Raw genomic sequence first — 11,997 nt, forward strand, 5'->3', positions numbered from 1 at the left:
GGACGAGGGAGTATAAATAATTAATTCAATTAAAATTTCCTTTTATGATTGATCGGTTGGATGATATCAGATTCTACAAGCTATCCCTGGAGCTATGGGATGAGATGTGGACTGATACTGAAATCCTGATGCTGGATTTCAGAGGAAAAGAAATCGCAAAGCAAATGGTCAGGTCCGTAGGCTCAATCAGTTCAAATACTGAAGAAGGATATGGAAGAGGTTTTGGAAAGGAATACCCGCAATTTCTCCGGATCAGCCGTGGTTCTGCAAGGGAGTCAAAAGGGTGGTACCGAAAATGTAACAAACTGTTAACCCCGGAAATAATCAATTCCAGAATTCTGAAGCTGGATGAAATTATTTCAATGGAAACTAAAGCGATACAAACACTGGAGGACAAGTCAAAACATTAATCTGATCGGACGTGTTTCTTAAAAAAGCACATCGTCCCTCGGCCCGGACCCGGAGCGCAGCCGAAGGGGCGTCCCTCGTCCCAACTCAAAAAACTATGAAACCAGATAAACTCATCAAACTCACCGAGTCCCCCCGCGACGCATGGCAGGGGTTGCCTTACGTGATTGCTCCGGAGAAACGGGCGGCATACATCAATGCCCTGTTAAAAGTGGGATTTGATGTGATTGACTTCGGGAGTTTCGTGTCGCCGAAGGCGGTGCCGCAAATGGCCGGACAGGATGAAGTGCTCAGGCTGGTGGATAAAACCGGAAGCCGGTCGAAATTAATGGCCATTGTCGGGAATATGCGCGGCGGCAGGGATGCCGTTGCTCAGCCAAAGGTTGATCTGCTCGGATTTCCGTATTCCGTCTCGGAAACATTCCTCAGAAAAAACATTAATACCGGCATTTCCGGGGCAAACGAGACCATCGACGGACTTTTATCGCTATGTAAGGATCATGGTCGTGAACTGCGCGTCTTTATGAGCATGGCCTATGGTAACCCATACGGGGAAGCCTGGAGTCTTGACCTGCTTAAAAAACATATTGAAATGCTGGCAGGTAAAGGCATCAGCACCATTACCCTGGCCGATACGATTGGCATTGCCACGGCATCGCAGATCGGTGAGGTTTACGCCGGACTGATTGAATATTTTCCGGGTTTTGAATTCGGATTACATATCCACACCCGCCCCGGAGAGTGGGAAGCCAAACTGCATACCGCCTGGGATGCCGGATGCCGCTGGTTCGAAGGAGTGATCAACGGCATCGGCGGATGCCCTATGACAGGGTATGAACTGGTGGGTAACCTCAATACCCTGAACCTTTTGGATTTCCTTGAGGGGAAACAGGCCAGCCATACCATCAACCGGGAAAAAATCATTCAGGCCATCACCACCGGTTACTGAATTTTACCTTCCATAGAACCAAAACAGCATACAGGTGTTAATCTGTTAATTAACATGTGTCTTTATGAATAAAGTTGTTTCCAATGCCCGGGAAGCCATTGAGGGGATACACGACGGAATGACGCTGATGGTCGGAGGTTTCGGATTGAGCGGAATCCCGGAGAACAGCATTACCGCCCTGGCCGAAAGCGGGTTAAAGGAACTGACCTGCATTTCAAACAATGCCGGTGTGGACGATTTCGGACTCGGACTTCTGCTTAAAAAGGGGAAGATCCGTAAGATGATCTCTTCCTATGTTGGCGAAAATGAAGAATTTGAACGTCAGTTGCTAAGCGGAGAGCTCGAAGTGGAGCTTATCCCTCAGGGTACGCTTGCCGAACGCTGCCGTGCCGGTGGCGCCGGAATCCCGGCATTCTTTGTCCCGGCCGGTAACGGCACCGAAGTGGCGGAAGGCAAGGAAGTGCGGGTATTCAACAGTAAACCGCATCTGCTTGAACACGCCCTGACTGCCGATTTCGCCATCGTGAAAGCATGGAAAGGCGATACCCACGGGAACCTGATCTACCGGAATACTGCCAACAACTTCAACCAGGCCATGGCAATGGCCGGTAAAATTACCATTGCCGAGGTGGAGGAACTGGTCCCTGCCGGAGAACTCGATCCCAATCAGATACACACCCCGGGAATCTTCGTTCAAAGGATTTTTCAGGGGAAAGACTACGAAAAACGGATTGAAAGGTTGACGGAAAGATGAATAGAAAATTTCTAATTCCTAATTCCTAATTTTTAATTTCCAAAAGTGTAATTTATTGGATACAAGGGCCGTAATTACTAATCCTACCTTAACCTTAACCTCAACCTTAACCTCAACCTAAGCCTCAACCTGACTTCCGGCCTCCAATATAAAAAAGCTTACAGAAAATGGCACTTTCAAAAGAACAGATTGCACAACGCATTTCACAGGAACTGAAAAACGGGTATTATGTAAATCTCGGAATTGGCATTCCTACCCTGGTAGCCAACTATGTGCCTGAAGGCATTGAGGTGGTGCTGCAGTCAGAAAACGGGATGCTTGGCATGGGCCCTTTCCCCGAAAAAGGGCAGGCGGATCCCGACCTGATCAATGCAGGCAAGCAAACCGTAACGGTGCTCCCGGGCGGATCGTTTTTCGATTCATCCACCAGCTTTGCCATGATAAGGGGCGGGCACGTCGACCTGACCGTTCTGGGTGCGTTTGAAGTCAGCGAAAAAGGAGATATTTCCTCATGGAAAATTCCGGGAAAAATGGTGAAGGGCATGGGCGGCGCCATGGATCTGGTGGCTTCAGCCAGAAACATTGTGGTGGCCATGCAGCACTGCAGCAAAGACGGACAGTCGAAACTGCTCAGGGAGTGTACCCTGCCCCTGACAGGTGTTGCCTGTGTGAAGAAAATCGTAAGCGATCTGGCGGTGATTGAAGTTACCGGCCAGGGCTTTAAACTGCTCGAACGGGCGCCCGGCGTAAGTGTGGATGAAATTATAGCAGCTACAGAAGCCCGGCTGATTGTGGAGGGGGATGTGCCGGAGATGAAATTCTGATTTCTAACATCCAGCATCTTGCCTCAACCTCAACCTCCGCATCCTTACCCCGCGCAAAGACCCCGCCATAGCGGGACAAGCTGCTAAGGCGCAGAAATTGTTTTTTTTGCATTTTCTTTCCATTCTCCTGACTTACTACTTTATCAAGTTCCTATTGAAAACCCATGCTCCAATCAATCTTCCCCTTGTCACCCCGTCTCCTTGTCCCCTTGTCAGTTTCTTTTGAAAAAGCCCCGCGCAAAGACACAAAGCTTTTTTGGATTACCATTACGTTACCAAATCTGAGTACCTCGCAGGATTTGCAGTCTTACTTCTTACCTCAAATCTCAACCTCAGCCTCAACATTATCTTCCCCATCACAACAGTGCCCCTAAATCCGAATTCAGAAATCAGAAATCAGAAATCCGCCTTCCCCTTGTCACCCCGTCTCCTTGTCTCCTTGTCAGTTCCTTTTGAAAAGCCCCGCTCAAAGAAGAAAAGTTTTTCTGGATTACCATTGCGTTGCCAAATCTGAGTACCTCGCAGGATTTGCAGTCTTACTTCTTACCTCTTACTTCCTACTTCCTACTTCTTACTTCTTACCTCAGCCTCAACCTTAACCTCCACCTTGGTTGCTGAGCGAAGTCGAAGCACAACCTCATCTAAAATCCGGATCCATCTCCGGCATTCTCAATCCCGCCACTTCATTCGCCATCAGCATAAATACATTCCAGCACAAGCCCCTTGTGGATGGCCACCAGCTATCGGTAGTTGCATATTTTGTTGGAATAAATTCCTTACTGAAAGGCCATCCGGGATGCAGATAGATCTCCGCCCATACTCTGTTTTCCATTCTTTTAACGGCAGGCTCCCAGCCATGTTTCAGGCCGGCAACGTAAGCGCAATATTCAGCCCTGAACCAGCTGCCGCCGTTGTAATAATACCCGTCGTTCGTGCCATTGCTGTAATTGTCTTCGCCAAACTTTCCGAAAGGCTGATAATCGCCCGTAAGGAATGAATAGCCTTTTTTATCCCTCGTTTTTCTGACAAGAATGGGAGCCGTGGTTCCGTATTCCGGATGCGGTGACTGCGGAACTTTGTTCAGCACCGGCATCTGCTCCAGGTGGTTTTGAACCATTTCATCCGTAAGTATGGGCCTGTTGAAAAGCCAGAGTGAGAAAAACTCGGGTTCAAGATCCGTCAGGGAAATTATATCCGGAAATTCACGGTCAAACATCAGGTGCCTGCGCTCCGGATCGTAAAAGTTCCGGTACTCCTCTTCGGCTTTACGGATATGTTCATCCGGTACATCAAATCCCAACTCCTGAATCGTTCTCAGGGCAATGGCCAGCATTCCCTGATTAACGGCAAGCCGGTCGGTTTTGGGATCAAAATCAATGATGTCGATCTGACTCATAGGGAACCGCGCGAAACATTTCCCGTCGCGGTCGGCATCAAATTCATTCAAAACATAATCAACCGCTTTTTGAATTTTTTCGTGTGGAAGCTCAGCCCCGAACCTTCGCTTATTCAGCATGGCCCAGATAAGCCAATGAATGGTGGCTTCGTTGTCCTTTGCTTCCACCGAACCCATCAGCGGGGTAATAATGGTCCCAACGCCTCCCGCAGGCGTCTGTGTTTTTCCCCACTGTTCCCATATGGCAAGGTTCAGCTCCCGGTTATAGGTCGATACAACCGAAAAGAAAGCATCGCGGTTGTACATGTCCGGCGCATAGTTCATATTGGGAACGTTGAAGGGTGTAAAGTCGCGGGTATCGGTGATCCAGGTGAGCATATTGAAGTTGGCGTACAACATTTTCTCCAACTGTGAACCGTGAAAACCTTTTGCTTCAGCAAGACGCGTTTGCGCCGAAATCATAAACTGCTGGTGCGATTCCCGGGGTTCCACAAAAACATAGGTGGTTTTCAGAACCTTTTCGCCCATGGGCAGCAAATTAAACGCCTCCTGCTGCGGCAGATGCTCTGTGAATTGAAGATCCTTTATCTGAAGTTCGCATTCCCTGCCCGATTGCGTGCCGATAAACATGGAAACGCTGTCGTTTTCAATATATGGCACCAGAATGCTTCCTTTAAACTGAGTCCATTCCTCCTCGTTGGCCGGAAAGTTATCGATGTATTTCACCCCGTGTTCCAGTTCGGTGGTTTTCCGGCCGTTTTTCATCCGGAAAAGTTTTACCGCCACGCCTGTATTGCCTTTGCAGAGAAAGGAAATAGTATACAATTTCTGATCCTCAAAGGATGTGATAAACTCCACTCCTGCCCTGCCTCCCGGATGACCGGTGATAGAGAGCAGTCCGTCCTTCCACTGCACTGTTGCGTTGCCTTCTTTCCGATATTTGTCTGTTACCGGCAGCATAGTTTCCGTCCCGGCATCCAGGTTGAGCATTTCACCGAATGTTTGCCGGATGTAATGGTTGTTTCCCGCCTGTTCCGCCGGAGTAGCAACGGCAAACAGATTGACATCCGGTAAACGCCGCATGCCGACAAATCCCCCGCCTCTTCCGCTGAAACGGCGACGGGTGTTGCGGGTAAACTGATTTTTATAACCGGCATCGGTCAGAAATCCGACAACATCGTTTCCCGGGGTTATAAAACCGGCGGCGGGATAGATTTCATGCACAAACCCTCCCGGATAATTCCCGTATTCGAAACTGACATAACGTTGCGGTTTTTCGGCAGGTCTGGATGTTTGCTGCAAAATATAATACATGCCCGGCATGGAAGGCTGAAACAGCTCCACGGTCTTTTTCACGATGCCGGGATTAACTACCTCATAGGTAACCTTCACCGAAAGGTTGGCATCAAATTCAGGAATATATGAATCTCTTTTCAGGATAATGCGCTTTTCGTCACCTTCCCAATACCTTCCAGTCCAGCCATCTAAATCTGTGATGGTGCTCAGGTCAAGGTTGAACAAACGGAGTGAAAATTCTTCGGTGTTGGTTAACAGCAGATTCGTGTCCTTGTATATTTCAACCCGAAAACCTGACATTTCATCGCCTGCAGTTTTTAATAAAAGGTTCTGGCTTAACGTGTACTTACTGAATAATATATTTGCGGAAAAGAGAAAAACAGTCAATAAATTGTATTTGAAATGTGCCATAATCTTCGAAATTAACAGGGAAAGTATTTCTTAACCTCAACCTTAGCCTTAACCTCAACCTTTCTTACTTTACGATAACCTTCCTGCTCACCGTTCTGCCATCATTCACTATAATTTTAAGCAAATAGGTCCCTGCCGGGAGCTCAGCAACCGAGACTTGAATCCGGTCAATGCTTTTAACTGTTTTAAAATTTTTCAATTCTTTCCCTTCCGGAGAAATCAGTGAAATACTCCGAGCATTTTCATGCCCTTTAAACTCCACGAAAACCACATCCGTTGCCGGATTGGGATATACTGCCGCAATCGGTTCATTCTCCTCAATTCCAAATGGCGTTGCCCACTGATTTTTCAACTTTTCAATCTGAGGAATGGAAATTTCCTTGTCCCACAACCTGAATTCATCCACGCTTCCGCGAAGCGAATAGAGCGTTTCCGTGTTGTCCATGCGTCCGATGGTCAATGGCTTTGTTGAAGGCTGAATCGTGCCCGAAAAGGGCTTAAATACATCCAAAACGCCATCCACATACAGTTCAAGAGAATAGCCGGTATAAAGCGCCGTAACATGATAGTAGCGGTTCAGCTCAATGGGCGCCGATCCGTCGAGATCCGATGTCCCGGTACTGGTTTTTACCGTCCAGCGTAAAAAGCCTTCCGGGGTAACCGACAGTTTCCAGCGCTGCTGCCAGGAGCCGTGTGAAACGATAAACCGTTCCGAACCAAACTGTTCCAGTTTTACCCAGCAGCTAAGGCTTACAGCGTCCTCAAAATTAAGGTCGGCATGGTTGTCGGTATAAATAATGTTTGAACCTGCGGTAAACCGGTAGGCAGCAGATGCCATTCCGCGCGGATCTTCCGTTTTCACTGCCCCGCTTACGGTTGCATGAAAGCGGTCGGATATCATGTTCCTGTTATCCGAATCAAAAGGATACCAGATCAGCGGCGTTTGCGTACCAAGGGTGGTGTCTTTTACCAGCAATCCCGCGGAAATGGTTGTGGATAGCTGATCCTGATTGGTTACGGTGACCGAAATGGTACCGGCTCCCGGAGTTCCCGGTGCCAGCCAGTTGACGGGATTCGCGTCCGTCTGATTCAGCGAGCCGGAAGAAACGCTCCATTCGTATTCCAGCACTTCACCGGGCGCCGGATCGACGAGCGCGGTAAATGAATTCATTTCCCCGACGGCCGTATAAGGCGTTGCAGCCTGAATGCCATTTACCACCGGAGGAGCCGGAATTCTGTCAACAACCTGAATATGAAGGGTATCTTCGGCGGTTTGTCCGTTGGCAGTAATCCTGCACTTAAGCACAATCACACCCTCAACGGCAGGTGCAGTCAACACGGCCTGCGACTGGTTCTGACCTTCAATCAGGACATCATCCAGAAACCACTCAAAATGAACCGGATGGCCCTGTACGGTATTTCCCGGCTCGCAATAAGCGGTGAATTCAGCATTGGTAATCACAGGATTCTGATCCGTTGAAAGTGCTTTTACGCGCAGGTTTTCGGAATAATCATACTGGTAGTGATAATCGAGAATATCATCCCCGACGTAAAGTTTTCCTTCACTGTCTTCCGGAACCAGACCTGATTCATAAAAGCGCACAAGCCTGACTTCTCCTGCCGGAATGGTCAATTGCACCGAGCCGGTATATGAAGATTGAGAAACGATTTCGGTAATGGCTTCATACAGGCCGAATGTGCCCGAAGGCAGGTTAACCTGAACCTGTTTGCTGCTTGCCGTTGGGTTAAAGTACAAGTAAGAAATAAGGTTATTATGACCATAAAAATCGGTCTTGTTCAGATCAATCTGAAGTATTTCAGGCACATTGGTTGTTTTGACCACGGCTGCCAGGTATCCCACGCTCGATCCGCTATACAGCGAGAGATTGGTGGCTGCCCAACCGCCCCGGATGGCGTCGCCGGTGGCGAAGGGGGTTTTGCCGCCCCAGACTTCTTTCATCGATTCATACGGAATACAGGCTTCCGGATCGTTGGCCGACGCCCATGTGTAAGAATCCTGTTTGTCCTGTGGCAGGGCATTCCAATACATCAGCCGGCTGGCATTGGTAACATTCAGTATCCATTTGGCGATGGCTTTTGCGTAACGCTTATCGTATTTGGGCAAAGGCGCGAGTGCCGCGGCCAGCTGAAATCCGTTCATGATAAATGCATAATCGTTGCCGCCATCGTTGGCTTCGCCGATTAATCCCGAAACATCGTAACCGCCCCAGTTACCGAAAATAGAGCCCCATCCGCGCAAAGCGCCGCGGTCGAAACACCAGTCAAGGAATTTTTGCAGCGGATAAGCGGTTCCTTCCACCGCATTCATTCTGGCAGCGGCGAGTGTTCCATAAGGGAGCTGCAATTCATAGGAAGGATTTGTCTCCCACCCGGCCAGAAAGTCCATGGCTAGCTGAGCACCTTCCATGTATTTTCTATCACCCGTTTCTGTGTAAGCGTTGTAAAGCAGCCAGGCGATGCTTCCGGCCGACTCAGGTTCGGGTACACCGGTGGTCAGGGGTAATCCGGTTGCCAGGTTAAAGGCCCTGTAATTCATATACGGAACCGTCCACGGCGTGGTACTTCCGCCAAGCTGCTGAACCGCCCATAACCAGCGGTCGGCAACGGTGGTAAACTGGCTGCCGTATTCGGGCGCGGCATCGGGATACAATGATTTCAGCTGATAAAAGTAAACGTTGGGCATCATATCGTACCACCAATCGCCGCCCGAGGTGGTGGAATAGTTATTCAGATAAACGTTCTGCCCGTTTTTGGAATTGAAAAAATCCTTTGTCTTCGCCACCCAGTTTATGCCGTTCTGATTGCTTTTATCTACACCCGCCAGCGAAGCCCCGATAATGGCTGGCATGATGTTAATGGCTTCTGCCTGGTTGAGGTGGCCATTGGCACCAACGTAAGAATCGAGGAAGACCGGAATATTGTCGGGATAATTGAACTGACCCTGCGTTCCCAATCGTGACAGCGGCAGATATTGTCCGGTTTTTTGCATATCAAAAACGAAATTATCGTAATTGATGGTAACTTCATTCCAATCCCGGATCAACAACGGAGATGGCAGATCGGGCATCTGGGTTATGCGGCTGATGTTCAGTTGTCCGGTCTGGGAGAACCCCGGAAAAGCCAGGAGGGCTAAAATGGGAATGAGATATCTGTTTTTCATCGTAAAATCATCAATGGATTAAAAAAGGAAGGCCCAACCTGCCTCCGGCAAACCGGTTCGGTTGGGCCCATCCTTCAAACACACTATATTAACCAACCAACCAATTACGGTTTTTCGTCGTTATAGAGTTTGGATACCTGTCCGTCGGTGAGCGCGATGTTGTAGATCTTCAGTTCATCGATCGCACCTTTGAAGTAACCGAGGTTTTCGGCGGTAGTCCACTCCATAAAGTTTGCAGCAAGTTCAGCATCGGTAGCAACGCCGCCGATAATGAAAGGCTGTGCATTCTCAAGTGTCTGGAGCAGGGGCCCGATGTTTTTGTCGGTTTCCGTCCAGGTCTTGGTGAGGGTTCCATCAACATAGAATTTCAATTCTTTGGTGGTTGCATTTACCGAAACCACGATGTGGTTCCACTGTGCAACCTTGATGGAGTTGTCGGTTTCGTTGTCGGCATCAATGATACCTCCGTCGATTTTCTTATAGGTAAAGAAAGGTTTTCCGCCGCCCTGGGTCTGCAGTTTGTAACCATTCCAGTAATTCTGTGAAACAATGTAATTGTGCTCATAGAGTTCGTCGGGTTTCACCCATACCGAAATGGTGAGGTTTGCAGGCAGGAATGAGTTGGTGTAGGGAACTTCAAGGTGAGCGCCCTTATTGAAATAAACGGCTTTGCCTTTTACTCCGTCGGTCCAGCTGGGCATCATGGCATCGTTGCCAAGAATTACGGTATTGCCGCGGAAGAAGGTGGCTACATGCTGGGTGGCAGAATAAGCGGTTGCGGTAGATCCCGAACCTTCATCAAAATGCCAGCCGGCGTTCAGGTAGAGTGATTCGTCAATATACCCGTAGGCCTGAGAATCAAAGGTTTCCATTGCAGCATTAAGCTGAACAATCAGGTTGTTGATCTGCTCCTGGGTAAGCGGAGTGGCAACGGCGTCTTTTACTGTCTGAAGCGTTGTCTTGAATGCATCAATGGCTGACTGCGGATAGTCGGCAGAAGTGGCAGCGGCAGCAATAGCGTCAGCCTGTGCAATCAAAGCATTCAATTCAGTCTTGTCGCCTTCTACGATGTCATCGTCGTCGTCCTTGCACGATCCGAGGATCAGGGCGGTACTTACGAAGAGCATAAGCAGCAGGGTGTGCAGTTTCATCAGGTTTTTCATTTTACTTTGGTTTTAGGGTTATTGATTAGGTTGATTGATTGAGATTCCAGTTAAAATGTTTGTAGTGTTTTTCTCAGCAATATCCTTAAGGGATCGCCTGATTGGCATCAATTTCTGCCTGTGGTAACGGCTGATACCTGTTGGCTTCAAAGTTAAAATCGGCACCCAGTGCAGCCTCGGCAACAGCTTTGCCCCAGCGCATCAGGTCGAAATAGCGGTGGAATTCCTGGGCAAGTTCGGTTCTGCGTTCCTTCTGAATGGCTGTACGCAATTGATCCTTGTTCGAAGTAGTAACATCCGCAAGCAGATCGGCCGGAGCGTTTCCATCAAAGCTGTTACGGGCGCGCTGCCTTACCTTATTCAGGTTTGCCAGGGCCGAGTCGGCATTATTCAGCTCGTTGAACGCCTCGGCTTTCATCAGCAACACATCGGCATAACGCAGGTAAGTGTAATTCAGGTCCCCGTCGCCTTTCAGGGAGGAAGGAACCTCCGACAAGGGCTGCTGGTGCTTTTTGGTCAGGAAGCCTGTCGGCGACCATGCAGCGCTGAAAATTTCTCCGTTCAGCCATGGCTGTCCGTCGCGTCCAATACTGGCATCCAGCCGGGGGTCTGCTTCTCCGGTGGTGCTTATCTCAAACGCATTCACCAGGCTTTGGGTAGGGGCATTGAAGTAATACCCTCCTTCGGCTGCAGGTGCAAACCACTGGTTCAGGGCATTCCCCATAAAGGGATTCTGACCCGTAAGATGCTGGATTTCAAAAATGGCTTCTTTGTTGTTTTTAAAGGCCACCTTAAAATTGTCGGAATAGTTGTCAAGCAGTCCGTAAACGCCCAGGTTTTCAAGCTGGTGGAAATAGTTAACAGCTTCCTGCCACTTGTTCTGGTACAGGCTGACTTTGCCCAGCAAACCAAGCGCCGCTCCTCGGGTAACGCGCCCGGCATCGGTTGAACCATAAGAATCCGGCAACACCGCAGCGGCGTCGTTCAGGTCTTTTTCTATCTGCTGATAGATGGCCGGAACCTCACTCAGGGGAACATGAATGGTTTCCTGTGTAAGTTGGGGCATGAGCTTCAAGGGAACTTTCCCGAAAACGTTGACCAGGTGAAAATACGTATATGCCCGGATGAACCTGGCCTCCCCGATGATCCGGTTCCTGAGGATTTCATCCATCTCCACAGCCGGAACATTGGCGATTACATTATTTGCCCGGGCAATGGCCTCATAAGCAAACTTCCAGTAATTGTTGATGATACCGTTATTGGCGTCGGCGAAAAACTCGTCGATGTAGGTGATTTCTGCCTGGTCGCCCGGATTTCCGCCTTTTACCGCATCATCGGAAGCCACATCACCAAAAACCCAGATTGCATTGTTGAAACTGTTGAATGCAATGGCATTGTATACACCGTTAATGGCTTGAATGGCCTGCTTGTCGTTCTGGAAAAAGGTATCCGAAGCAAAATCGCCTTTCAGGTCTTCCGTAAGGAAATCGGTACAAGCTGCAACCGGAAGCAGTAGTAGCAATGCTGCCACCATCCGCATAAACCGGGATGCCGGATTACGCATTTTACCGTTATCAGTTTCTGAAGTAATATATCTTTTTTTCATGGCCTTCGC

8 protein-coding genes are annotated in these 11,997 nt (G+C 48.9%); 4 read left to right on the plus strand and 4 right to left on the minus strand.

Translation table 11 applies throughout. The features are described 5' to 3' along the window. Nucleotides 1-44 precede the first annotated feature (44 nt). The 4 genes from TBC1_RS11360 (at nt 45) to TBC1_RS11375 (ending at nt 2,935) form a co-directional block, all read left to right on the plus strand. Nucleotides 45-410: a four helix bundle protein gene (locus TBC1_RS11360; protein WP_062042346.1), complete on the plus strand. Its 366-nt coding sequence runs from the start codon at nt 45-47 to the stop codon at nt 408-410. Nucleotides 411-505: 95 nt separating this feature from the next. Next, nucleotides 506-1,357 carry a beta/alpha barrel domain-containing protein gene (locus tag TBC1_RS11365; RefSeq protein WP_062042349.1) on the plus strand — a complete coding sequence of 284 codons (852 nt, stop codon included), beginning with the start codon at nt 506-508 and terminating at the stop codon, nt 1,355-1,357. Between the two features lie 64 nt (nt 1,358-1,421). Beyond that, nucleotides 1,422-2,111, plus strand: a complete 690-nt coding sequence (locus TBC1_RS11370; protein ID WP_062042355.1) for a CoA transferase subunit A — start codon at nt 1,422-1,424, stop codon at nt 2,109-2,111. 167 nt (nt 2,112-2,278) lie between these two features. Then, a complete protein-coding gene (locus TBC1_RS11375) occupies nt 2,279-2,935 on the plus strand; it encodes a CoA transferase subunit B (RefSeq protein WP_062042359.1) in 657 nt (218 codons plus the stop codon). A gap of 637 nt (nt 2,936-3,572) precedes the next feature. Here TBC1_RS11375 and TBC1_RS11380 read toward each other — a convergent pair. The 4 genes from TBC1_RS11380 to TBC1_RS11395 all read right to left on the minus strand — a co-directional run bounded on the left by TBC1_RS11380 (nt 3,573) and on the right by TBC1_RS11395 (nt 11,988). Continuing rightward, complete coding sequence (locus TBC1_RS11380; protein ID WP_201781659.1) at nt 3,573-5,927, minus strand: hypothetical protein; 2,355 nt, start codon at nt 5,925-5,927, stop codon at nt 3,573-3,575. Between the two features lie 175 nt (nt 5,928-6,102). Further along, nucleotides 6,103-9,219 carry a LamG-like jellyroll fold domain-containing protein gene (locus TBC1_RS11385; RefSeq protein ID WP_062042364.1) on the minus strand — a complete coding sequence of 1,039 codons (3,117 nt, stop codon included), beginning with the start codon at nt 9,217-9,219 and terminating at the stop codon, nt 6,103-6,105. A gap of 104 nt (nt 9,220-9,323) precedes the next feature. Next, entirely contained in the window at nt 9,324-10,382 is a 1,059-nt protein-coding gene (locus TBC1_RS11390) for a LamG domain-containing protein (RefSeq protein WP_062042367.1), read from the minus strand. Nucleotides 10,383-10,467: 85 nt separating this feature from the next. Next, a complete protein-coding gene (locus tag TBC1_RS11395; protein WP_236695659.1) occupies nt 10,468-11,988 on the minus strand; it encodes a RagB/SusD family nutrient uptake outer membrane protein in 1,521 nt (506 codons plus the stop codon). Between the last annotated feature and the right edge of the window lie 9 nt (nt 11,989-11,997).

It is taken from the genome of Lentimicrobium saccharophilum (genome assembly GCF_001192835.1).
Taxonomy (GTDB): Bacteria; Bacteroidota; Bacteroidia; order Bacteroidales; family Lentimicrobiaceae; genus Lentimicrobium; species Lentimicrobium saccharophilum.